Raw genomic sequence first — 24,208 nt, 5'->3', positions numbered from 1 at the left:
TAATTAAGTTTTTATAAGATAAATTAAACCCAATTATTAAAGGATAAAATAGAATCAGATATGGATAAAAAAGCAAAAAGGATTTTATTCTCCACTTATTGGAAGAATGGCTGGATTGACGCAAAAAACAGAAGTCTCTCCGAGCCCGATTTTAGCTACGCCAAATCGAAAGGATTAATGTTTGATCCTTTAACGATCTCCCACGATGAATGCATCGTTGCCATCACGGCGCTAGTTAAAGGCATTTCGCAAACACAAGTAACAAAAGGATTTTTAAGCAGTTTAACCTCTAGGCGATTGGATTGGCGCTCATCCATTGCATCCTATGCGATCGCCCAAAAAATCCCATACCATCACTATACACCTGTCATTTCAGGCACTTCCTACACGGATGGGGAACCAACGGCACACTCCTATACCTGCGGCATTTGCCGAGACAGTCAATATGGCATCCGAGGAAGCGTATCCTATAACGAGATGGATATTAACGTATTCAATTTCGAGCGTATTAAATGGGGCGGCGTGCGCCATGGGGATATTTTGTATACCTATTTTGATTTAAGCCAATTTATCAATGCCGATATTCCGCAGCCGACGGCAGATGATATTGCCTGTTTTAGGGAGATACTAACGATTATCGAAACATCAGACCCGAGCGATTATCCCAGTGCACTAGAGAAAAGATTAGCGAGTGTAATAAAATCGAGCAAAGCCGAGCGACAAATATTAATTGAAATATTAGCCAGTCTGGGAATATTAAAACATCGTTGTTTCGATAGACAACGCAAAGGCAAAAATGACTGGGTATTTGCCGAATATTGGCGTGGTGAAGACAAATATTGCCAACAGACAGTTGACCGCCTGTTTGGAGAATATTTAACACGATAACAGAGGATGTCACGCGCTAATTCAGCATTAGCGCTGTGCCTGACACTTAGCCTCAATCGCCAGTCTAGATTGAACGCTGCTAGACAAGATTTGCCATCCTTGTCGCTAGCCGAATTTATCTAAACGCAGAGTCGGTTTTATGCCCATTCCAAGGAAACCTCTAGTATTCGCCCCTCCTTGCGATCAGCAGATTATCGTCCTGCGACCACCAAGATGAAAATTTTTCACAAAGCGCATAAATATTCTAATTTAGCAAAAATTAGCTGTTGCAAACGGCAAAGAAAGCGGTTAGCTTAAAAAAACGTTCGGTGGATAAGTATCCACCAACACCAAATTAAACAGAATCACAGAGTATAGAGAGTCATATGAGCCAACTACTGAACGCTACCCACCATCATCACCACCATATGCGGTAGCCTTCGGACGTTCACTGCCGGAGGACTATATCCTTCTGGCGGACTGATTCAAAGATGATCATAAACCCCTGGAAGGAATTCCGGGGGTTTTTGCTTTTAGGCTTTTAATAAACGATTTAACAGCTAATTAGTAATTAATTTCAATATGTTAACCGCCACATTTACTGGCGGTGCCGATAAGCCAGTTAAAGCGTGAAACGAAAGAATACCATTTTGAATTTGTTAACTTTGAGCGAGATAGAATTATGACCGAATCAAACCGTTTACGTATCGCCATTCAAAAATCGGGTCGCCTATCGACCGATTCTCAGCAATTACTCAAGAGCTGCGGCGTTAAATTTTCCATTAATGAACAACGTCTTATCGCTCACGCAGACAACATGCCCATCGATTTACTTAGAGTACGTGACGATGATATTCCTGGACTGGTGATGGATGGCGTAGTGGATTTAGGCATTATTGGTGAGAACGTGCTCGAAGAAGAGCAAATTGAGCGTCAAACCTTAAATAAACCCGCTGAATATGTAAAATTACGCCAACTGGATTTTGGTGCTTGCCGCCTGTCGTTAGCCGTGCCAACCGAATTTAGCTATGCCGATGCGTCATCTTTAGAAGGCTTGAGAATTGCCACCTCCTACCCCAACCTGCTGCGTCGTTTTATGCAACAAAAGAGCATAAATTATCGCGATTGTATGTTAAAAGGCTCGGTTGAAGTTGCACCGCGAGCAGGGCTTGCCGATGGCATTTGTGACTTAGTCTCCACTGGCGCAACCCTTGAAGCCAATGGCTTATACGAGACTGAAGTCATCTACCGCTCCATGGCCTGCATTATTCAATCAACCCAAACCCAAGCTCCTAGTAAACAAGCCTTAATCGATAGGATTTTATCCCGCGTAAACGGCGTGATCCGCGCCCGAGAAAGTAAATATATTTTGCTGCACGCGCCAACCGAAACCCTAGATCAAATTGTCGCCCTGCTGCCCGGCGCCGAAAACCCAACAGTGTTACCGTTAAATGACGATACCAATCGCGTTGCCATCCATGCCGTCAGTACTGAAGATCTGTTTTGGGACACGATGGAACAGCTCACGGCCCTCGGCGCCAGCTCTATCCTCGTCATGCCAATTGAAAAAATGATGGGGTGATCTATGGATATGTTAACTTGGGCAGCGTTATCAGCCGATGAACAAAAAACCGCGCTTCAACGCTCACCTTTAATCGGTGATAGCGGCTTAGAACAAAGTGTTCGCGCCATTGTCGATGCCGTTGCCAGCCGTGGCGATGCAGCGATTAAAGAGTTTAATCAAAAGTTTGATGGTGCAAGGCTTGCAAATATCAGTAGTGCCAATAGCGACAACTTACGTTTAAGCGAGCACGAAATCGAAGCGGCCAGCGCGCGGGTATCGCCCGAACTGAAAGCTGCGATTGCCCAAGCGATGGCCAATATTGATGTGTTTCACAGCGCACAACAATTTCGCCCCATCGACATTGAAACCCAAGCGGGGGTTCGCTGCGAGCTTCGTAGCGAACCGATTGAAAAAGTGGGTTTATATATTCCTGGCGGTAGCGCCCCATTAATCTCAACCGTACTGATGTTGGCCCTGCCAGCCACAATTGCTGGCTGCGAACAACGGGTACTCGTGAGTCCACCACCGATCAATGATGCGATTGTTTATGCCGCAAATGTCTGCGGCATTACCGAGATCTATCAAGTGGGTGGCGCGCAGGCGATTGCCGCACTGGCCTTTGGCACTGAAACGATTCCTAGCGTCGATAAGATTTTTGGCCCAGGCAATCGTTATGTCACCGAGGCCAAGCGCTTAGTCTCGCAGGACGGTCGCTGTACTGTGTCTATCGATATGCCAGCAGGCCCTTCCGAGGTATTAGTGATTGCCGATAGCGATGCCAATGCGCAGTTTATTGCCGCGGATTTACTCTCCCAAGCGGAGCACGGTCCTGATTCGCAGGTCATTTTAGTCACTGATTCTTTGCCATTAGCACAGGCGGTTAATCAGGCACTCAAATCGCAACTGGCCGCCCTGCCACGCCAAGAGATTGCCGCTACCGCCTTAAAAGGCAGCCGCACCATTCTGGTCAAAGATATGCAAGAAGCCGCGCTCGTTTCAAATCGCTATGGGCCTGAACACTTAATTATTCAAACCCGTTTTCCGCGGGAAGTGCTAAATAATATTCGCGCTGCAGGCTCAGTGTTTTTAGGCGCCTATACACCTGAATCGGTTGGGGATTACGCCAGTGGCACTAACCATGTATTGCCGACTTATGGTTACAGCCGCGCAGTATCGAGTCTCTCACTGGCCGACTTCAGTCGCCGCTTTACGGTGCAAGAACTCAGTGCCAAGGGCCTGCTAGGTCTTGGACAAGCGGTGATGACCCTTGCCAGCAATGAGTTACTCGATGCCCATAAAAATGCAGTTGCGGTGCGCTTAGCCAGTCTTAAAGGCTGAACGACTTAAGCCGTTTATCTTTAACAGTGTAAAGCCCGTGAGCAAGACTTAGGATAAGTAGAATGAGCCAAGAGCCAATTTGCCAAGAACCAATGAGCAATGTGACTGTGAGAAGCGTTCCGAGCGACAATAGCGCCAGCAATCCTCTCGATAAAATTGTAATCGAGTCTGCAACCCTCGCCGCTCGCCTTGCGCGGCCCGAGCTACTCGAGTTAACCCCCTACCAAAGTGCCCGTAGGCTTGGCGGCAAGGGGGATATTTGGATCAATGCCAACGAATCGCCCTTCAATAATGTGGCCGTCGGCGAGCTCGATTTAACTAAGTTAAATCGTTACCCCGAGTGCCAACCGCCCGCGTTGATCAATGCCTACAGCCAATATAGCGGTGTAGTGGAGAGCAAAATTGTCGCCAGTCGCGGCGCCGATGAGGCCATCGAGCTGCTTATTCGTGCCTTTTGTATCCCAGGCATCGATTCCATTGCCACCTTTGGGCCGACATACGGCATGTACGCCATTAGCGCGCAAACCTTTAATGTGGGCGTTAAGGCTTTAAGCTTAAGTGCTGAATACGGTCTCCCTGCCGACTTTGCAACGGCCGCGCGCGGCGCTAAGTTAGTGTTTATCTGTAATCCGAATAACCCAACAGGCACTGTGATTGACAAAGCGCGCATCGAGCAAGCGATTCAAGCCTTACCCGATTCTATTGTTGTCGTCGATGAGGCTTATATCGAGTTTTGCCCAGAATATAGCGTGGCGGATTTACTCGAGACTTACCCAAATCTCGTGGTACTGCGCACCCTCTCAAAAGCCTTTGCCTTAGCAGGCGCGCGCTGCGGCTTTTTGCTTGCCAATGAAGAGATTATCGAAATCATCATGCGGGTAATTGCGCCCTATCCCGTGCCATTGCCCGTGAGTGAAGTGGCCGAGCAAGCGCTGTCACCTGCTGGGATTGCGCGGATGAAGACTCAAGTCAAAGAGCTCAATACTCAGGGCGAGCGACTCGCGGCGGCGCTGAATTTGTACTGCGAGCAATGGGGCGGCGCCGTGCTAAAACCCAATGGCAACTATGTCTTAGCCGAATTTGACGACGTCGCAAAAGTGGCAAAACTGCTCACCGACAATGGTATTGTCGCGCGGGCTTATAAGGACCCAAGGCTTGCTAAAGCCATTCGTTTTAGCTTTAGCTCTCAGGTTGACACCGACCGCTTAGTGTCGTTGTTTGAATCGCAAAAGCGGTAAGCATTTAGTGCAAGTATTAACGCAGCATTGGCCTAATAGACTGATTTTATAAAGATAACAAACTGAATTGAAAGGTAGCAGCATGAACCCAGTATTTACCCCTAATGTCGCGCAAAAAATACTTTTTATCGATCGCGATGGCACCTTGATTGAAGAGCCGGTTACAGATAAGCAAGTCGATAACCTTGCCAAGCTGGTATTCGAGCCCCAAGTGATCCCCGCCTTACTGCGCCTGCAAAAAGCCGGTTTTCGTTTGGTGATGGTCAGCAATCAGGATGGACTCGGTACCCCGTCCTTCCCGCAGGAAGATTTCGATGCGCCGCACAATATGATGATGCAAATCCTCTCCAGCCAAGGGGTTAAGTTTGAAGATGTGCTAATTTGCCCACACTTTAACGATGAGAATTGTAGCTGCCGCAAACCCAAGCTGGGACTGGTGAAAGACTTTTTGACCCAAGGCTTTATCGATTTTACCCAGTCCGCGGTGATTGGTGACAGACACACAGATGTGGAACTGGGCAATGCCATGGGGATTATCAGCTTTCAATATCAGCGAGGCAGTCTAGGTTGGAACGCCATTGCCGATGCATTACTCAACAAGGGCCGCAGCGCGACTGTGGTGCGTACCACCAAGGAAACCGATATTCGCGTGACAGTCGATCTCGACAATGCCAGCAAAGGCACGATTAACACTGGCATTGGCTTTTTCGACCATATGCTGGATCAAATCGCCACCCACGGGAATTTCAAAATGGAGGTGAATGTCGATGGAGATCTCGAGATAGACGATCACCACAGCGTTGAAGATACCGCATTGGCGATTGGGGATGCACTGCGCCAAGCGCTTGGCGATAAACGCGGTATTGCCCGTTTTGGTTTTAGTTTGCCTATGGATGAGGCCAAGGGCGAATGCTTACTCGATCTTTCCGGCAGGCCTTTTATTAAATTTGCTGCCCAATTTGAACGGGAAAAAGTCGGTGAAATGGCCACCGAAATGGTGCCGCACTTTTTCCGCTCCTTTGCCGATGGTTTGCGCTGCACCCTGCATGTGGCCGCCGAGGGAGACAACGATCACCACAAGGTAGAAGCACTCTTTAAGGTGCTGGGCCGCGCACTGCGTCAAGCAGTAAAAGTGGAAGGTGATGTATTGCCCTCGAGTAAAGGCGTTCTCTAACGCCGTGCTAAACCTGAGTTTGATGTGTAATGACCTGATGCAAGTTGATTAGCGAATAATACAAAGCATGATGATTTTAACAAGGGGCAGTTCTGGAAGGGCGACAAGCCACTTCCCCAACTGACCCATCAACAGGAAAACCCAATGTCAGCAAACACAGATGAATTTGATGTGGTCATCATAGACACAGGTTGCGCCAACTTAAGCTCGGTACGTTTCGCCTTTGAGCGCCTAGGCGCGAACGTCTTAGTGACCGACGACAAGGCCAGCATTAAAGCCGCCAAACGTGTGGTATTGCCGGGTGTCGGTAGCGCTGGCGCCGCCATGGCCTCATTAACCGAAAAAGCCTTAGTCGAATTAATCCAAGGGTTAACCCAACCCGTGCTGGGCGTGTGTTTAGGGATGCAAATGCTCACCCTGCTCTCTAAAGAACGCGGCGGTCAAGCCTTAGACTGCCAAGCTCATGATTGCAAGTGCTTAGGCATTATTCCAACCGAGATTGACGAGCTAAACAGTCAAACCCTTAAGGCCGAAGGTTTACCTCTGCCGCACATGGGCTGGAACCAACTGACCTTTAGTAATCCCTCTCAGGTTCACCCGCTGTTCGCCGGCGTGGAAGCCGGCAGTTACGTGTATTTTGTGCACAGCTACCGCGCGCCATTAAGCGACTACACCCTCGCCCAATGCCGTTATGGTGAGGACTTTAGCGCCGCCATCGGTAAAGACAACTTTATGGGCGTGCAATTCCACCCTGAAAAAAGTGCCGCCGTGGGCGCGCAAATCCTAGGTAACTTTTTAAAAATGCAATAAATGCAATCGCTTATTAGGTTTGGCTGAGCCACCACTATTTTTCAGCCACACCATACGACAATAAAGCGCGGCAGCAAATGCACCAAAAGAATTAAGGACAACAGATGATCATTCCAGCGATTGATTTAATTGATGGCAAGGTAGTCAGGCTCTACCAAGGGGATTATGGGCAGCAGACCACCTTCGATTTAAGCCCCCTCGCCCAATTGCAATCCTACCAAGCCCAAGACGCAAGCTGGCTGCATATTGTGGATTTAACTGGCGCGAAAGATCCCGCTAAACGCCAAACGGCCTTGATTGCAGCGCTAACCGCAGGGCTGAGCGCCAATATTCAGGTTGGCGGCGGGATCCGCACTGAAGAGCAAGTCGCCGAATTATTGTCCCTTGGGGTAAAACGGGTGGTGATTGGCTCACTCGCCGTCAAAGAGCCCGAGTTAGTCAAAGGCTGGTTTAACAAGTTTGGCAACGAGGCTATTTGCCTTGCACTGGATATCAACATTACCCCAAGCGGCGAGAAAATCGTCGCGGTTTCTGGCTGGCAAAACGGTGGCGGTAAGAATTTAGAGTCGATCGTCGAAGACTTTAGCCAAGTTGGACTTAAACATGCGCTGGTGACGGATATCAGTCGCGATGGCACCCTCACAGGCGCCAATACTGAACTCTATTGTGAGCTATCCAGCCGCTATCCCAATATCGCTTGGCAAGCCTCGGGCGGTATTGCTTCCCTTGAAGATGTTGCCGCCGTTAGAGACAGTGGCGCCGCGGGCATCATTATCGGTAAAGCTTTACTTATCAATCAGTTTAATGTAGCGGAGGCAATCCAATGCTGGCCAAACGAATAGTCCCCTGTTTAGATGTGAAAGATGGCTGCGTGGTCAAAGGCGTACAGTTTCGCAACCATGAAATTGTTGGCGACATAGTGCCACTCGCAGCGCGTTACGCCGCAGAAGGCGCTGATGAGCTGGTGTTTTACGATATCACCGCCAGTGCCCACGACCGTGTAGTCGATAAGTCTTGGGTGAGCCGAGTGGCTGAGCAAATAGATATCCCCTTTTGCGTGGCGGGTGGAATTAAAACCATTACCCAAGCCCGCGAGCTACTCGCCTTTGGCGCAGATAAAATTTCGGTTAACTCACCCGCCCTGAGCGATCCGAGTTTAATCTCACGCCTGCAGGATGAATTTGGCCGTCAATGTATCGTGATTGGCATAGACTCTTTTTATGATGCGGCAAGCGACAGTTATAAAGTAAAGCAATTTACCGGCGATGAAGCCGCCACCAAAGAAACTGCTTGGTACACCCAAGATTGGGTCGAAGAAGTACAAAAACGCGGCTGCGGTGAAATCGTGCTCAATGTGATGAACCAAGACGGCGTGCGCGGTGGCTATGATATCAAACAGTTAAGCCTAGTACGCCAATTGTGCGATGTGCCATTAATCGCCTCGGGCGGCGCTGGCACGATGGCGCATTTTCGCGATGTGTTTATCGATGCGAAGGTGGATGCAGCACTGGCGGCCAGCGTGTTCCATAAAGCCATTATCAATATCGGCGAGTTAAAACAGTATTTAGCCGCCGAAGGTATTGCTATTAGACGCTAGAGCGGTTCTAGGTTCTAGGTTCTAGGTTCTAGGTTCTAGGTTCTAGGTTCTAGGTTCTACAAATAGATTAAGAGTGAATACTATGTCAACGCAAACAAACACTAAGTCAGATTTTAGCGAGCTGGATTGGGACAAACAGGATGGGCTTATCCCTGCTGTTATCCAAAACCACTTATCAGGCAAGGTATTAATGCTCGGGTATATGGATAAAGCCGCGCTGGAACAGACTCTGGCAACCGGTGATGTGACGTTTTTTAGCCGTTCTAAGCAACGTTTATGGACTAAGGGCGAAACCTCAGGCCATACCCTAAAATTGGTCGCCATCGATAAAGACTGCGATAACGACAGCTTGCTGGTGCAAGTGTTGCCCAATGGCCCAACCTGCCATAAAGGCACCGAAAGCTGCTGGCTCGACGGGAATGCTCACCCCTTTTTAAACAATCTGGCCGAGCTTATCGCCTCGCGTAAAGGTCAAAGTCCAGAATCGAGCTACACTGCCTCTTTATTTGCGCGTGGCACAAAACGCATCGCCCAAAAAGTCGGTGAAGAAGGACTAGAAACCGCCTTGGCTGCCGCCACCCACGATAAAGAAGAGCTCGTTAATGAGGCATCAGATCTCATGTATCACTTATTAGTGCTGCTTGAAGATCAAGCGCTGAGCTTAAGTGATATCACGGCGAATCTGCTCGCTCGCCATCAAAAAGCACAGCGAAAATAATCCTGAACCACCAGCACCGCTGCATCTGTATCTGCCGCAAGCCTTTAAGGCTTCGGCAGAGTTGCAGTTATTTGCGACGCTTTAGTAAACGCAACATATCGTCCCTAAACGGTAACCGACCAAGCCCACCAGAGCGTGCCTCTGTCAATAAATCAGCAAAATACTGTCGTAATGGTTGACAAGTACAGCTTAACTACCTATCGTAACCCGCATCCTCGATTTACACCCGAGGAAAAGATCCAACTTATTAACATTTAAGATAAAATTTTAGATCAACGTCTGTTGCCTTAAACGCATAGGCTAAGATCAACTGCAAATTTTGCTAAAAAGGCGCGTTTTATGTGTATTACAACAACAGCTTATTATCCCTATCTGTAGCCGCAATGGCATAGATAGGCACTCTCGCCTGACCTTCCATTGTGGCCATATCCCCAACGATCCGCAGATTGCGCCACGATCCCAACGCTTTGTACTCACACAAGTACAGCACTCAGCCGTCGTATCGCGCCGCCATTCTGCTTAAGCCTTTATCTCATCTGAGATATTCGAGCCATTCATTAAGACGTCTGAGCGTAAGTTATGACACAAAATAAATTTTTCGGCAGTTTACTGCTGATTGCAGGCACCACCATTGGCGCGGGCATGCTCGCACTCCCCATCGCATCGGCCGGCCTTGGCTTTGGCATGTCGAGCATGATTATGCTGATCTTCTGGGCATTAATGGCCTACACTGCCCTACTCATGGTCGAAATCCACCAATTTGCCCCGAGTGATGCCAGCCTCAACCAATTAGCCCGTCATCTATTGGGCACAAAAGGCCAAGTGGTTGCCTGTATCGCGTTAATGTTTTTACTCTATGCCCTGTGCGCCGCCTACATCGCTGGCGGTGGTGAGCAAGTGCATCAAAAACTCACCTCTTGGTTAGGGCTAGCACTGCCGCCACAGGCGGGCGCCATCTTATTTACCCTCTTGATTGGTACGATTGTGGGTTTAGGTACGCACTGTGTCGATTTGATTAATCGCGTACTCTTTAGTTTAAAAATCATTGCGTTAATCCTAATGCTGGCCTTATTACTGCCACAGGTGGAAGGCACGCATTTACTCGAACTGCCGCTAGAGCAAGGGCTTATTGTGTCGGCCATCCCAGTGATTTTTACCTCGTTTGGTTTTCATGGTTCGATTCCGTCCGTGGTGCGCTACTTAGGCATCGAAGTGAAAGCGCTGCGCAAAATTATGCTGCTCGGCTCAGCGTTACCCCTGCTGATTTACCTGCTGTGGCAACTGGGTAGCCAAGGCGTACTAAGCCAAAGCCAATTGATGACCAATCAAAGTCTTTCTGGCTTTATTAGTCAATTAGCGAGTGTACTTCACAGCCAATACTTAAGCTCAGCGATTAGTGTGTTTGCCGATCTCGCCCTTGCGACCTCCTTTTTAGGCGTGAGCCTAGGTCTATTTGACTTTATAGCCGCCAACTTAAGGCAAGAGGATAATGCGACGGGTCGCAGTGTCACCGCGGCGATCACTTTTGTGCCGCCATTAGGCTTTGCCCTTTTCTACCCACAGGGATTTATTACCGCTCTAGGCTACGCGGCAATCGCTTTAGTGATCCTCGCGATTTTTTTACCGGTTTCTATGGTATGGGTACAAAGAAAACAACGGGATAAAGCCAAGCTTCCCCAAGGCTACCGCGTCGCAGGGGGAACATTAGGCTTAGTGCTCGCACTACTATGTGGCCTTGCGGTGATTAGTGCGCAGCTTTTAGGCTAGAGTCGGGTTAAACTACTACAGTATAAGTGCCTGTAAAACCAAGATGATTAACTACAGGCTCTTACCCTTATTTGCCAATATCAGGATTAGTCAGCCACGCGCTTGAATGCTAAACTGCCGCTAATCCTGCTTGCCTTTTATCGCTGGCATTCAAATCTCCAGCTAACGTAAGCCAAAGCGCGATAATGATAAGGATGATATTCGACTCACATGGTTAAGACGTCAATACCACTGAAAAAGGATACCGTCGAACCCGCACTGCTGGCGAGCTCGGCTGCAACGTCACATTCCCAAATGGTAGAAACTGGCGCGCCGCGGCGCAGAACTACAATCAAAAAGCGCGTAAAACAAAGCCTTATCGCTACCACATTGGCAGGTATGTTAGCGGGTATTGCGCTCACCGTATGGATTGTCAATAGTGAGACCGAAACCCTTATTCTGCGCGCCGCCAATTATGCCTTAAGCGGCATGGACAGTGAGCTGACCGATATTCGTTTAGGCTCCATGGGCTTAGAACATTGGCAAATTCGCTCCGCTAGCATTCGCGTGCATGATTCGCACTTAGTGGTAAAGGATCTGGATATTCAACTTGAGCTTAATTGGCCCAAAAGTGTTGCAGAACTGCTGCAGCTTAGCCAGCTTGACGTCTTGAGCCAAAAAATCAAACACATTAGTACGGGCGAGATTGAAGTCGAACTCGGCCAATCACTCTTTGAGCGAAGCCCCAGCATTGCCGATGAACAAACGCCTGCAATACCTTTAAATATCAAATCCTTGCCCTTAATTGAGATAGGTAAAACCACACTGAGCTTAACGGCGCAAGCCAATCACAGCGCCTATCAACTGGTGATGGATAAACTCAGCCTTGATAAACATGGGGAATTAACCACTGCCTTTAGCCATGAGGACAAGCCGCTTGTCAGCTTAGCCGCAACACTTGGCAGCGATGAATGGACGTTAAAGAGTGAACTGAACATCGCGCCGCTGCTGGAGAGTCTGCATCAAATTAGCCTGCACCAAACGCCAACCAGTATTCTTAGCCAATTGATACAATGGGATCAACAGTGGCAAGCGCTTGGCATGACACTGAGTGGTCAGTTAGTCTCGCAAAGTACTTTCAAGCTCACGACGGGCGATATAAAGAGTGACCATCAGTTTATCCAGCCGAGTGTCACTTTAGCGCATTTTGCAGATTTCACCTTAGCGCCACAACCAGCTGTGGCGTTTAGTGTCAGTGGTTCATTAGCAGCACTGAATCTAACACTCGAACCTTTTAGCCTTGCGTTAACGCCCAATGCCGCGCAACAAGCGCTGTTATTAGATGCCCTAAATCACTCTTTGCAGTTAAATGATAATGACTATCAAACGCTTAACACTTTACTCTCGGGGCTTAAAAGCACCCAGTCCCCGATTGGACTGGCATTCTTGATGACTGAGCCGCTGCATTATACCTTGGCAAAATCAGATGAGCCGTTGACCTTGCCCGCGGTGGAATTATTCACCTTAGGCAGTAAACTCGAGACGCGCATTCGCCTCACGAACACTCGATTAGATAACGCGCACTTAACTCCAGCATCGGATACATGGACGTTGCAAACTCAGTGGCACATCGCGCTTCAACAAAATACTCCGCTCAACTTACGTGAACTTGACTTACACAAGCGCTGGCAAGATGCACCTCAAGCGTTAAATTGGGGCTCGAGTGCTTTGCAAACTGCGGGAGTGATTAATCTTAAACAGTCTGCCCAAGGCATCGATTGGCAACTTAAGACTGCGCCCATCTCCAAGGAGTCGACTGACACACTGCAATTAACCCTTGGGGATATTCACTTACAAAATGCGACACAAGCATCTGACACTCAAAATAAACAGACCCAGTTGGGCTTAGGCAATGTTCAGCTAAACGCCAAGGCTCCACTCACAGTTAGCTCAACATCATTTTCAGCACAGGATGCGACTACCGCGGCGGGGAGTCAATTTGCGCTTAACTTACCCCCAATGTCACTCACGCTTAAGCAGCTGCGTTTTAGCCAAACGGTCGAAACGCTTGCAATAGACAATGCCCATGCACAACACCAAACGCAGGCCTTAGATCACAGCACGAAAACCAGTCTGAGCAGCCGCGACGATATCACTGTGCAGGATTTTTCCCTTGGATTATCACAGGGCGTGGCAGTGAATTTTTCGAGCCAAGACCCTTTTTTAACAGCGATTCAATCGAGCCAAATCAAAAATACACTCCACTGGCAAGCCAAACAGTTATCAATTGAAAAGCAGCTCTCGGCGAAGGGACGTACACGTAAACAAACTGTGCTTAAGCTGGATAACTTAGCCCTAGTGCAAGATTTACATTGGAAAAATAGCACGCTTATTGGTGATGAACAGTGGCAAGTCGGCAATGTTCAACTTCAAAGCCATCATCAATTGCAGCTCGCCAATGCAAACTTGCCACTGCTGTTAACTGGGCAATGGGTGGTCGATACCAGCATGACAGAAGCATTATCCCTGCTTAATCAAACTCAGCCGCTACCCGCTGAATTAAATATGACCGGGCATAACCAATTACAAGCACAATTTCAGCTGACACATCAGCCTGAACAGACCGAATTTGCGATGCAAATTACCCAGTCGATGACCGAGCTTGAAGGTTTTTACAAAGATACCCGCTTCGAGGGTGGAAAGTTACAGGCACAGTGCGAGTTCACTTGGGGCCAATCCTATAAAACGCCCCAAGCCTCAGGTGATCTTAGCAACTATTTTAGCAACTTAAGTCGCCTAAATTGCCCTCAAACAATCATGACCTTTAGATTATTCGACCCTGGATTCCCATTCACCGATATCGAGGTCAATGCCGATATCGTCCTCGATAGAGATGCTGAGAAGCTCCCCGAGAATTGGCTACAACAACTCACGGGCTTAAGTGATACCGATGTCTCAATGACAGCTAAGGGCAACGTATTGAGCGGCCAGTTTTTACTGCCGGATTTTAATTTAAAATTACAGGATAAATCACACGCTTACTTGTTATTACAGGGCATGGATCTTGAAGAAGTGCTGCGGATTCAACCCCAAATAGGCATCTATGCCAATGGCCTCTTCGATGGCGTGTTACCCGTGGACTTAGTCGATGGTAAAGTGTCGATCAGCGGCGGCCAATTAGCCGCCCGTGCACCTGGCGGTTTAATTGCTATATCTGGCAATCCGGCGGTAGATCAAATGCGCCAATCTCAGCCTTACCTTGATTTTGTATTTTCAGCGCTTGAGCACTTAGCATACAGCCAGTTATCCAGTAGCTTCGATATGGATAACACGGGCGATGCTACTCTATTGGTAGAAGTCAAAGGCCGCAGCCAAGGGATTGAACGTCCCATCCACTTGAATTACTCTCATGAAGAGAACATGCTGCAATTATTCAGGAGTCTTCAGATTGGTAACGATCTGCAGAATAGAATCGAAAAATCCGTGAAGTAAAAGGAAACCTCAGTGAAGATCATTCAATTACAGCAAGTCAGTTTAGGTGCATTGCTGCTACTAGGCACATTGCAAGGCTGCGCCCCAACAGTAAAGATTGAACCACCGGATAAACCGATTGTCATTAATCTCAATGTGAAAATTGAACACGAGATAAAAATTAAAGTGGATAAGGAGCTAGATCAGCTTCTATCGGATGATAAGTTGTTCTAATCACAAAGAATTGAGGAATATACGATGAAATTAGTGCCACTAAAAACACTGCGACTAAAGCCAAAGTTACTGCTGCTGTTAAGTCTGGGCTTATTTAGCCTAAATGTCTTTGCCATGTCATTACAAGAAGCTAAATCCCAAGGCTATTTAGGCGAGCAACCCAATGGCTATTTAGGTCTAGTGCAAAATAATAGCGATGCCAAAGCCGTGATGGATGAAGTCAATAACAAGCGCCGTGCCCACTACGAAACCATCGCCAAAAAGAACAATCTTTCTGCCGCTGATGTCGCCAAACTGGCCGGCGAAAAAGCCATCGCCGCCACAGATAAAGGCAACTATGTGCAAAATGCCCAAGGGAAATGGGTTAAGAAGTAGTTTTTAAGATGCGATAAGTTGCGATATCAAATCAATAAACTCAAAAGCGCCTGCAAAAATGCAGGCGTTTATTATCAAGTGATATACAGCTCTTCAACCACTAACTGCCAACCTTGTTTCTCCATGCATTGTACAACTAAAACACTGCGAAGCGCGTGACTGGGCAATGCTTCACTGGATGATTTCAACTGATTCAAGCACAAATTCAACACGTTAACTTGCTCCACTTGTTGCTCATCCGTCATCTGATAGACCCCATCACTACCAAGTGGCACCCATGATTTAAAGTAGCCAAGATGCGGTGCTATCAACTCAAGCCCCGTTAACTCTCGGCTTGTTTGTTCATAGGTTCCCTTCGTATTGCAACCAAATAACACTGCGAGTAAGCAACACATAAATGGCAGTTTATCCATAGTTTCCTAAAACAGATACATTGAGGTTAATCGCAGGTATTGTATAAGTTGTAGCACCGATGAAGAAAGTATCAGTACTAACACGCTTCGGTTTTAGTGCAATATCTGTGACGCCTCAAATAGCGTTTGATCAATCCAATCCCTGAAGAATGAAATGCGTCAGTAATTTTCAATGACCCCATATTTAACTTCGCAATATATTGGCTCGGTATTTTGCTATGAGCGAAGACTGATAATACAAACTGAATTAGCCAAAGTCAGATGGGCTGGCCACCAAAATATCTAAGGCCACTTGCCTTCCAATCGCAAGACGTTATCTTCACGGCCAAATACAAACTGTAAGCATTGTTCTTTCTAGCTGACTACAACATTGTGGGCCACGCAATTGCTTGAGGTTAGCTCATAGGCAAGCTGCGCTGCCGTCACAATCCATTGCTTATCAATAAAAGCCAGTGCCAACCACCATTTCTTTGCCTTTATGGAAATCATAAAAGGTTACCGTCGAATTATCGTTTTTGACTAACTCTATGCATTCAGTATTGGCAATATCATGTTCTGGTCTAATCCCATCGGACACTTAATTTTGAGACAGTATGGTCAATAAATTAAGAGGTCTATATGAGTCTGAAAAAATCACATAAGAGTTATCCGCAGGCATTTAAAGATGAAGCCGTCTTGATGGTGCTGGAGCAAGGTTATAGCGTTGCCGATGCGGCAAAGTCTCTTGGAGTTAGCACGAGCCTGCTTTACAACTGGAAGGAAAAACACGAAGCCCTGCAACAAGGCATCACCTTAGAAGAGTCTGAGCGTGATGAGTTGAAGCGATTGCGTAGAGAAAACAAAGAATTACGCATGGAGAAAGAAATTCTAAAAAAGGCAAGCGCCTTCTTTGCGAGAGAAATGAAGTAAGATTTCGTTTCATCAAACTGCAATCTCACCTGTTTCCCATAACACTGTTATGTCGAGTAATGAGTGTCAGTAAGTCAGGCTATTACGATTGGCATAAACGCCCTGCAAACGTGATAAGCGTTGAAACACTGAAGCTTTATCGCCTTGTTCGACAGCTATTTAAGCAAAGTCGAGGCAGCTTAGGGAATCGTGAAATGGTGAAGAAATTGCGCAAGGAAGGCTACCAGGTTGGTCGCTATCTCGTTCGTAAAATTATGCACCGCCTTCGACTCAAAGCAACCCAGCGATGTGCTTACAAGGTGACGACACAGCGAAAACACTCAGATGCAGTGGCTGATAACCTGTTAAACATGAACTTTAATCCAGTATCGGCTAATCAGGTCTGGGCGGGTGACGTGACCTATTTAAAGACGGGTGAAGGCTGGATGTACTTAGCTGTGGTGATGGATTTATATTCACGCCGGATTGTGGGATGGCGCATAGACAAACGCATGACCACAGATTTGATATCCAAGGCATTAATAAAAGCCTACAACCTGCGACAACCAGCGCGAGGGCTGGTATTTCACAGTGACCGAGGCTCGCAATATACCAGTAAACAATTCGGTAGGCTGCTATCGAGCTATGGTATCCGAGCCAGCATGGGTGATGTGGGTGCGTGTTGGGATAATGCCGTTGTTGAGCGATTCTTTGGTAGCTTGAAACACGATTGGATTTTTAAAGTTGCTCAACCAACAAGGGAGTTTATGAAGCAAGATGTGACGGCTTACATCAAATATTACAACTTGGAGCGACTTCATTCTGCTAATAACGATCTGTCACCTGTAGAGTTTGAGAATTCTCAAGTAAAAGTGTCCAGTTTGGGTTGACCAGTACATCATGCCAGATAGTCATGGCATTGGCGGCACAGGATATGGACTGTAAAAAACACGATTTCATATCGTATTCCCTGCTATTAATTTAGGTGTTTTACTTAAAATACAAGCTATGGAATTTAAGGTGTTCTTCAATAAAGCTCGCAATAAAATAATAGCTATGATCGTACCCCGCCTGCATTCGTAAATCTAAGGGATAGCCTTTTCCTGTCGCGATATCGCTAAGGCTGTGTGGCATTAATTGCGTGTCTAAAAAGCTGTCAGCATCACCTTGGTCAACTAACACTGGCACCTCACTAATGGCTAGTTTTAATAACTCGCAGGCATCGTATTGGCGCCAATGCTCACGATTTTCACCAAGATACTCAGTAAAGGCTTTTATCCCCCAAGGCGCATTGCTTGGGTTGCAGATGGGGCTAAACGCCGAAATTGAGCTGTATCGATGGGGATTGGAAAACCCAATCACTAACGCGCCGTGCCCACCCATTGAATGGCCTGAAATGGCGCGCTGCTCAGTCACGGGGAAATTTGCTTCAATCAGTGCTGGCAGTTCATGCACGATATAGTCATACATTTTATAGTGACGATTCCAAGGTGCTCTGGTGGCATTCAAATAAAACCCGGCACCTAAACCTAAGTCATAGGCTTTATCCGGTGCATCGGCAACCTCATCGCCACGGGGACTGGTATCGGGAGCAACGATGGCCATCCCTAGCTGCGCCGCAATCCGCTGCGCGCCCGCCTTTTGCATAAAATTTTCGTCGGTGCAGGTTAAACCCGATAACCAATACAATACTGGCACGGGTTTGTTGGCCGCCTCGGGTGGCAGATAAATCGCAAATCGCATCTGGCAATTTAGCACTTGGGATTGATGGCGATATTGTTTATGCCAACCACCAAAGCTCTTGTTACAACTGATATTTTCTATGGTCATTTCAATCCCTTTTGTTGTTGATTGCCTGCTTAATATGCCACTTAAATGTGTTGTTCTAACCCTGTTAAGCGTTAAAAAGTATAGGGGTTGGCAAATTAGCAGCAAATATCATATGGCTATTTGCTGCTGTAATGGCAGCTATTTATCGAAATGGATCACGCTGCGAATGCTCTTGCCCTCATGCATCAAGTCAAAGGCCTCATTCACTTGTTCGAGTCCCATAGTGTGAGTAATAAAGTCATCGAGCTTAAACTCACCTGCAAGGTATTGTTCAACGATTTTAGGCAGTTGTGAGCGACCTTTAACACCACCAAAGGCCGAACCTCGCCATACGCGGCCCGTCACCAGTTGGAATGGACGAGTCGAGATCTCCTGCCCAGCACCTGCCACGCCAATAATAACTGACTCGCCCCAACCTTTGTGACAACACTCAAGCGCACTGCGCATCACATTGACATTACCGATACATTCGAAGGAGTAATCCACGCCGCCATCGGTCATCTCGACAATCACCTCTTGGATCGGTTTATCGAAATTTTTCGGATTAATACAATCGGTAGCCCCTAATTTACGGGCAAGTTCGAATTTGGATTCATTAATATCGATGGCAATAATCCGGCTAGCTTTGGCCATGGTCGCACCAATAATGGCCGAAAGGCCGATACCACCAAGGCCGAAAATCGCCACGGTTGCGCCCGCTTCAACCTTAGCGGTATTCATCACCGCGCCCATACCGGTTGTGACACCACAACCGAGCAGACAGATTTCTTTTAATGGTGCTGTTTTATTCACCTTAGCCAATGAGATTTCAGGTAATACCGTGTATTCAGAAAAAGTTGAACAACCCATATAATGGAAAATCGGCTGGCCATCTTTATAAAAGCGAGTGGTGCCATCGGGCATCAAACCTTTACCTTGGGTCGCACGGATCTTTTGGCACAGATTGGTTTTACCCGATAAACAGAACTTACATTCGCCGCATTCTGGCGTATAAAGTGGGATCACATGATCGCCCACTTGCACGCTGGTCACGCCTTCGCCCACTTGCTCAACAATCCCGCCGCCCTCATGGCCAAGGATCGCAGGAAACACACCTTCAGGATCATCACCACTTAGGGTAAATGCATCGGTATGGCACACGCCAGTCGCCACGATGCGCACTAATACTTCACCAGCTTTAGGTAACATCACATCGACTTCTTCAATCTTAAGCGGCTGTCTAGGTCCCCAAGCCACAGCGGCCTTAGACTTGATAAACTGTGGTTTTTCATTCGACATGCTTGTGCTTCCTTCTTTTAATAAATGAGCCAATCCACACTGATGCTTTAAACTCATCCTCTACTCTACTTGCTCACCAGCATTGCCTGTAAGCATTGATTTTAAGAATAGAAATGGACGGACAAATAAGCTTAAGGATCAGAGTTAAATAATCGCGTTATTAGATTGTATTTGTTTCCTGGTGATTGATAATCTAGCAATTTAGCAATTCATTTTTACCTAGGAGTAACAATGTACCTGTGGGATGGTATCTCTGAGTTTGTCGCGGTGGCTGAAGCTGAAAACTTTACCCTCGCTGCCCAGCGCTTAAATGTCTCCACTGCCCATGTAAGTCGGCAAATCGGTGCACTGGAAAATCGTCTTGGTACTAAGTTGTTTTACCGCACAACTCGCAAGGTGTCACTCACCGAAGAAGGCACGATTTACTATCGCCATTGCCGCCAATTGCAGACGGGATTAGAGGAAGCTGAGCGGGCGATTACCGATCTTAAAGACTCGCCTCAAGGACTGGTGAAACTCACCGCGCCCGTGGCCTACGGTGAAAAATTTATTATGCCGCTACTGAATGACTTTATGGTGCAGTATCCCAGTGTGGAATGTAATGTCGATTTGACGAACAGAACCTTAGATTTGATTGAAGGGGGCTACGATTTGGCCATTCGACTAGGTAAACTCGCCGATTCAAGCCTGATGGCTAAGCCCTTAAGCAGCCGCACCCATTATGTAGCGGCCTCGCCAAGTTACGTTGAAAAATATGGCGAACCCCATACACTTTCGGAGTTAAATCAACATAATTGCTTGATCGGGAATCACAATTATTGGCGCTTTATTGAACATGGCCGTGAGCGAAATTTTAAAGTACGCGGCAAGCTGATCTGCAACAGCGGTTATGCCCTGCGGGATGCGGCATTAAAGGGTATTGGGATAGTACAACTTCCTGATTATTATATTGAAGAGGATATTCACGCCGGCAGGCTTATCTCCTTCCTCGATACACACCGCGAAGCCAAAGAAGGTATTTGGGCGCTCTATCCGCAAAATCGCCACCTAAGCGCAAAAGTGCGGGTATTAGTGGATTATCTGGCGGAAAAACTGACTGGCGGTTAATCCGCGATTAACATCATCATTCGCGATGCGAATCATTTGCGCTTAAGACAAACATCAGTGCTGCAGCACACAAGGCAAGCTAACGCCAGTTTTCCCTCAGGGTGTAATACAGCATTCCAAGGGCAAGCGCTTGATTACCAAACCATTCATTCAGCGGGATCCGGATATGACGCATCGCTGCGAAGAGATCGAACTCTTGCATTTGACCATCGATCGCCTGCCCCATGATCTCGGCCATAATATGGGATGTCGCCACCCCATGGCCCGAATATCCCTGACAATAGAAAATGTTAGGCGAAATTTTACCCAGCTGCGGAATACGGTTTATCACGATCCCTGCCATACCAGCCCAAGCAAATTCAATATCGACGCCTTTTAATTGCGGAAAAGTGCGTTCAATCGCCGGACGCAACTCAGCAGCAACGTTTTTAGGATCGCGGCCACTGTAATTGGTGCCACCGCCAAACATCAAACGGTTATCGGCGGTTAAGCGATAATAATCCAGCACAAAACGGCAATCATACACAGCTAAATTCTGTGGATTGAGTTGTTTAGCAAGCTCTTCGGGTAATTTGGCCGTCGCACAATTGCCAAGGGAGGCGGGAAATAACATCCCCCTTAACTTGGGGCGGCCTAATTTGTGATACGCATTACCGGCGATCAGCACACTGTTTGCCTTTACCGTTCCTTTGGGCGTGACCACAGTTGCAAGCTCTGCTTGCTGAATATCCAACACCTGCGAATGCTCAAAAATCTGCGCGCCCAAGGAGGCCGCGGCTCGCGCCTCACCAAGACACAGATTCACCGAATGCAGATGCATATTGCGCCGATTGACTAAACCGCCATGGTATAGGGGCGAAGCTAAATACGCTGACATCTCCTGCGCTGGCACTAAGGTCATAAATTCACCCATCCCACGGCGATTGGCCTCATCAAACATCTGCTGTAATTCTTGCATATGCCCAGGGTGATAAGCCGTCTGGATATGGCCAAATTTTAAATCACAATCAATGCCATACTTCGCCACTCTGTTTTTAATAATATCGTGACCACGCCAGCGAAGGTTCCACACATAATCCTCGGCATCCTGACCAAGATGACGACGTAATTGCTTGGTCATGGCCGCATCGCCGGATAAGCTCCCCGTCACTTGCCCACCATTGCGGCCAGTCGCGCCCCAAGCAATTTTATTTGCCTCTAATAATGCGACCTTGTAGCCTTTTTCAGACAATTCAACCGCTGTTGCCACACCGGTAAACCCGCCGCCAATGATGGTGACATCCACATGGATATCACCTTCAAGTTCAGGATAATCAGACTCTTGCTTAATGGTGGCATTGTAATAAGAGGCGCAGCGTTTGGCTGACATAGGGTTTCCTTACACGAATCCGTTATGGTTATTTTGTTTTATATTTTTTACAATCGTTCAGAATTTTTGAGTATAACCAAGCTACTATCATGGTCAACAGAAGATTGCCCCCTCACAGGGAAATGAGCAAGTTTGACAAAACAGCTTAAGAAATTGGCTGAATATGCTTATTGGTTTAAGCTAGGCACCACCCGCAAGGGTGATGTCTGGATTAAACCTGCCTTACCATCTTTGGGAAATCGCCACTCAGAAAGGTGAATTCAATAAGGACCGATTAAACAATCACTCGTTCAGCAAGGCTTATCAGGAGAAACCATGTCGCAGGAAATACAACCACAAGCCACACAACTGCAGCCCTTTTCTCAAGCCTGTGAAAATAATAAAGTGCCCATTCTAGCAGTATTAAAATCTGCTTTTGCCAATACCACACGGGTGCTTGAAATCGGCAGTGGGACAGGACAACACGCGGTTTATTTTGCCACCAATCTCCCTCAGCTTTTTTGGCAAACGAGCGATCAAGCCGAGTATCTTGAAGGCATTAAAGCAAGGTGTTTACTGCAAGGTCATCAACTTGGGATTAATAATCTAGGCTTTCCCATCACACTTGATGTGACAGCACCTTGGCCTGTAAATGGGACACATATCGATGCGGTATTCAGTGCCAATACCTTGCATATTATGAGCAAATCCATGGTCGAAGCGTTTTTTAATGGCTTAGGTGAATATTTACCGCAACTCAACACCCTATGTATCTACGGGCCTTTTAATTATCAAGGCCACTATACCAGCGACAGTAATCGTCAATTTGATCACTTTTTAAAACAAAGGGATAGTGAAAGCGGTATTCGAGATATCGAATGGATTATCGCCCTTGCCCAAGCGCAAGGCTTGACGTTAGTTGAAGATATCGCCATGCCCACCAACAACCGCTTACTGCATTTTAAGCATTTATTGGCATAAGGTGCTCAAACACTTCATCCCCAAATCACTGTTTAGTATGTGAAGCTTATAGTGATGAAGTAACGCAAAGGCGATTAAATGAATAAGTGCTGAGTTAACTCTATATTATTTATCACTTTGTATTAGCCAAGAATCACCACCAAGCCAGCGATAAAGTTCAGCGACACTTAGCCCCGCACACAGTTACGGCCATCGGATTTGGCTTCATACAAGGCTTTATCAGCACGGCTAAATAGAGTTTCTGCATCATCGCCTTTTTGCAAAGAGGCTAAGCCAATTGACACCGTAATGGCGCCCAATGAAAGTTTTTTATCTTTGCCTATAGCCAAGCGGCGCTCGGAGATCCTCCCTCGTAAGGTCTCAGCCACTTGCAATGCATCATGGAAATGGGTATTGGGCAATAACACCACAAATTCTTCTCCCCCATAACGGGCCACAAAGTCATCGCCACGCACACATTGTTTTAAAGCAAGCGCAACATAAGCCAAGACTTTATCACCAACCTGATGACCATAGGTATCGTTAAACACCTTAAATCTGTCGATGTCGATAAGTAATAAACTACAACGGGTATGTTGCTCCTCCGCGCGGTGAATATGGTCTTGAATGGCAATTTCGTAGGCACGGCGGTTATGTAGTGAGGTCAATTGGTCTGTCATTGCCGCCAGACTTAAATTCTCCATTTCCGTTTTTAAATTTTGTACTTCTTGCCCCATGGCATTGAGACTCTGCTCCATGGTTTGGTTATTGACCAATAGATTCTGCATTTCATCAATCACCCCATCGACCAATTGATTTAAGGTGTTCACATCGGGTGAAGATTGGAGCTGTAGGCCAAAGTCCGCTAATGTGTTGGAAAATGCCTCTGTTCCTTGGTTTAGCTGGGTAATTTTACTGATAAGAGAGTTAATCAATATCTGGGTTTCAATCTGGACATTTTCGATAACTTCAGGGGACTTCTCTTGGATAAAATTCTTATACAGACTGGTATTCACTTCTTTGGTAAATACCACGTTGTTTGCAAGAAAACCATCAATAGCACGATTTAAATCCAAATTCGACTGGGCAAAATACTCATACCAGACCGTGTAGTTTTCTGGCGTTACCGGAATATCAAGTGCGGACATTTGCGGTACAGCTAAGCGTAAAATTTGTGCTGAGGCATCGAGCTCTTTGTTTGCAGCGGGAGAAGACATGAATCTTGCACTCAGAGTTGTTATGTTTTTGTATC

General features: G+C 47.0%; 21 protein-coding genes. 16 read left to right on the top strand and 5 right to left on the bottom strand.

Going from position 1 to position 24,208, the window contains the following annotated elements; translation table 11 throughout:
- Positions 1 to 60 precede the first annotated feature (60 nt).
- The 13 genes from SO_RS09540 to SO_RS09480 all read left to right on the top strand — a co-directional run bounded on the left by SO_RS09540 (position 61) and on the right by SO_RS09480 (position 15,132).
- A complete protein-coding gene (locus tag SO_RS09540; RefSeq protein ID WP_011072143.1) occupies positions 61 to 888 on the top strand; it encodes a hypothetical protein in 828 nt (275 codons plus the stop codon).
- Between the two features lie 661 nt (positions 889 to 1,549).
- Positions 1,550 to 2,449, top strand: a complete 900-nt coding sequence (gene hisG / locus SO_RS09535; RefSeq protein ID WP_164925682.1) for an ATP phosphoribosyltransferase — start codon at positions 1,550 to 1,552, stop codon at positions 2,447 to 2,449.
- 3 nt (positions 2,450 to 2,452) lie between these two features.
- Entirely contained in the window at positions 2,453 to 3,769 is a 1,317-nt protein-coding gene (gene hisD, locus SO_RS09530) for a histidinol dehydrogenase (protein WP_011072140.1), read from the top strand.
- Positions 3,770 to 3,831: 62 nt separating this feature from the next.
- Positions 3,832 to 5,007, top strand: coding sequence for a histidinol-phosphate transaminase (hisC, locus tag SO_RS09525; protein ID WP_011072139.1), 1,176 nt, complete (start codon positions 3,832 to 3,834; stop codon positions 5,005 to 5,007).
- A gap of 82 nt (positions 5,008 to 5,089) precedes the next feature.
- Positions 5,090 to 6,181, top strand: a complete 1,092-nt coding sequence (gene hisB / locus SO_RS09520; RefSeq protein WP_011072138.1) for a bifunctional histidinol-phosphatase/imidazoleglycerol-phosphate dehydratase HisB — start codon at positions 5,090 to 5,092, stop codon at positions 6,179 to 6,181.
- A gap of 144 nt (positions 6,182 to 6,325) precedes the next feature.
- Complete coding sequence (hisH, locus tag SO_RS09515) at positions 6,326 to 6,991, top strand: imidazole glycerol phosphate synthase subunit HisH (protein WP_011072137.1); 666 nt, start codon at positions 6,326 to 6,328, stop codon at positions 6,989 to 6,991.
- 104 nt (positions 6,992 to 7,095) lie between these two features.
- Positions 7,096 to 7,833: a 1-(5-phosphoribosyl)-5-[(5-phosphoribosylamino)methylideneamino]imidazole-4-carboxamide isomerase gene (gene hisA / locus SO_RS09510; protein WP_011072136.1), complete on the top strand. Its 738-nt coding sequence runs from the start codon at positions 7,096 to 7,098 to the stop codon at positions 7,831 to 7,833.
- Positions 7,815 to 8,588: an imidazole glycerol phosphate synthase subunit HisF gene (gene hisF, locus SO_RS09505; RefSeq protein WP_011072135.1), complete on the top strand. Its 774-nt coding sequence runs from the start codon at positions 7,815 to 7,817 to the stop codon at positions 8,586 to 8,588. The genes hisA and hisF overlap by 19 nt, the downstream gene beginning before the upstream one ends.
- A gap of 82 nt (positions 8,589 to 8,670) precedes the next feature.
- The gene (hisIE, locus tag SO_RS09500) at positions 8,671 to 9,306 is read left to right on the top strand and encodes a bifunctional phosphoribosyl-AMP cyclohydrolase/phosphoribosyl-ATP diphosphatase HisIE (protein ID WP_011072134.1); all 636 of its coding nucleotides are present in this window, start codon (positions 8,671 to 8,673) and stop codon (positions 9,304 to 9,306) included.
- A 579-nt stretch (positions 9,307 to 9,885) separates the two neighbouring features.
- The gene (locus tag SO_RS09495; protein ID WP_011072133.1) at positions 9,886 to 11,073 is read left to right on the top strand and encodes an aromatic amino acid transport family protein; all 1,188 of its coding nucleotides are present in this window, start codon (positions 9,886 to 9,888) and stop codon (positions 11,071 to 11,073) included.
- A gap of 210 nt (positions 11,074 to 11,283) precedes the next feature.
- Entirely contained in the window at positions 11,284 to 14,544 is a 3,261-nt protein-coding gene (locus SO_RS09490) for an intermembrane phospholipid transport YdbH family protein (protein ID WP_011072132.1), read from the top strand.
- A 12-nt stretch (positions 14,545 to 14,556) separates the two neighbouring features.
- Entirely contained in the window at positions 14,557 to 14,757 is a 201-nt protein-coding gene (locus SO_RS09485; protein ID WP_011072131.1) for a YnbE family lipoprotein, read from the top strand.
- 24 nt (positions 14,758 to 14,781) lie between these two features.
- Positions 14,782 to 15,132, top strand: a complete 351-nt coding sequence (locus tag SO_RS09480) for a YdbL family probable chaperone protein (protein WP_011072130.1) — start codon at positions 14,782 to 14,784, stop codon at positions 15,130 to 15,132.
- Positions 15,133 to 15,206: 74 nt separating this feature from the next.
- Here the strand turns inward: SO_RS09480 and SO_RS09475 are convergent, their stop codons facing one another.
- On the bottom strand, positions 15,207 to 15,545 hold the full coding sequence (locus SO_RS09475) for a hypothetical protein (RefSeq protein WP_011072129.1): 339 nt from the start codon (positions 15,543 to 15,545) through the stop codon (positions 15,207 to 15,209).
- Between the two features lie 618 nt (positions 15,546 to 16,163).
- On the opposite strand from SO_RS09475, the gene SO_RS09470 reads away from it, so the two are divergent.
- Positions 16,164 to 17,323 (top strand): IS3-like element ISSod1 family transposase gene (locus SO_RS09470; protein ID WP_141135407.1). Its coding sequence is split into 2 segments (ribosomal slippage): positions 16,164 to 16,413 and positions 16,413 to 17,323, totalling 1,161 coding nucleotides; the frame shifts between segments, so codons are not numbered across the junction.
- 100 nt (positions 17,324 to 17,423) lie between these two features.
- Here the strand turns inward: SO_RS09470 and fghA are convergent.
- Positions 17,424 to 18,263 (bottom strand): S-formylglutathione hydrolase, encoded by an 840-nt coding sequence (gene fghA / locus SO_RS09465; RefSeq protein ID WP_011072128.1) that lies wholly within the window; start codon positions 18,261 to 18,263, stop codon positions 17,424 to 17,426.
- A 138-nt stretch (positions 18,264 to 18,401) separates the two neighbouring features.
- The gene (locus SO_RS09460) at positions 18,402 to 19,541 is read right to left on the bottom strand and encodes an S-(hydroxymethyl)glutathione dehydrogenase/class III alcohol dehydrogenase (RefSeq protein ID WP_011072127.1); all 1,140 of its coding nucleotides are present in this window, start codon (positions 19,539 to 19,541) and stop codon (positions 18,402 to 18,404) included.
- 231 nt (positions 19,542 to 19,772) lie between these two features.
- Here SO_RS09460 and SO_RS09455 point away from each other — a divergent pair, with 231 nt between their 5' ends.
- Positions 19,773 to 20,648 (top strand): LysR substrate-binding domain-containing protein, encoded by an 876-nt coding sequence (locus tag SO_RS09455; RefSeq protein WP_011072126.1) that lies wholly within the window; start codon positions 19,773 to 19,775, stop codon positions 20,646 to 20,648.
- Positions 20,649 to 20,727: 79 nt separating this feature from the next.
- Here the strand turns inward: SO_RS09455 and SO_RS09450 are convergent, their stop codons facing one another.
- Complete coding sequence (locus SO_RS09450; RefSeq protein ID WP_011072125.1) at positions 20,728 to 22,017, bottom strand: NAD(P)/FAD-dependent oxidoreductase; 1,290 nt, start codon at positions 22,015 to 22,017, stop codon at positions 20,728 to 20,730.
- Between the two features lie 315 nt (positions 22,018 to 22,332).
- Between SO_RS09450 and SO_RS09445 the strand changes: the two genes are divergently transcribed.
- Positions 22,333 to 22,977, top strand: a complete 645-nt coding sequence (locus SO_RS09445; RefSeq protein ID WP_011072123.1) for a class I SAM-dependent methyltransferase — start codon at positions 22,333 to 22,335, stop codon at positions 22,975 to 22,977.
- Between the two features lie 167 nt (positions 22,978 to 23,144).
- On the opposite strand, the gene SO_RS09440 is transcribed toward SO_RS09445, so the two are convergent.
- Complete coding sequence (locus SO_RS09440; protein ID WP_011072122.1) at positions 23,145 to 24,173, bottom strand: GGDEF domain-containing protein; 1,029 nt, start codon at positions 24,171 to 24,173, stop codon at positions 23,145 to 23,147.
- Positions 24,174 to 24,208 lie beyond the last annotated feature (35 nt).

Origin of the sequence: Shewanella oneidensis MR-1 (assembly GCF_000146165.2) — a bacterium.
GTDB classification, from domain to species: Bacteria; Pseudomonadota; Gammaproteobacteria; order Enterobacterales; family Shewanellaceae; genus Shewanella; species Shewanella oneidensis.
This window is presented reverse-complemented; position numbering and strand designations above follow the sequence as displayed.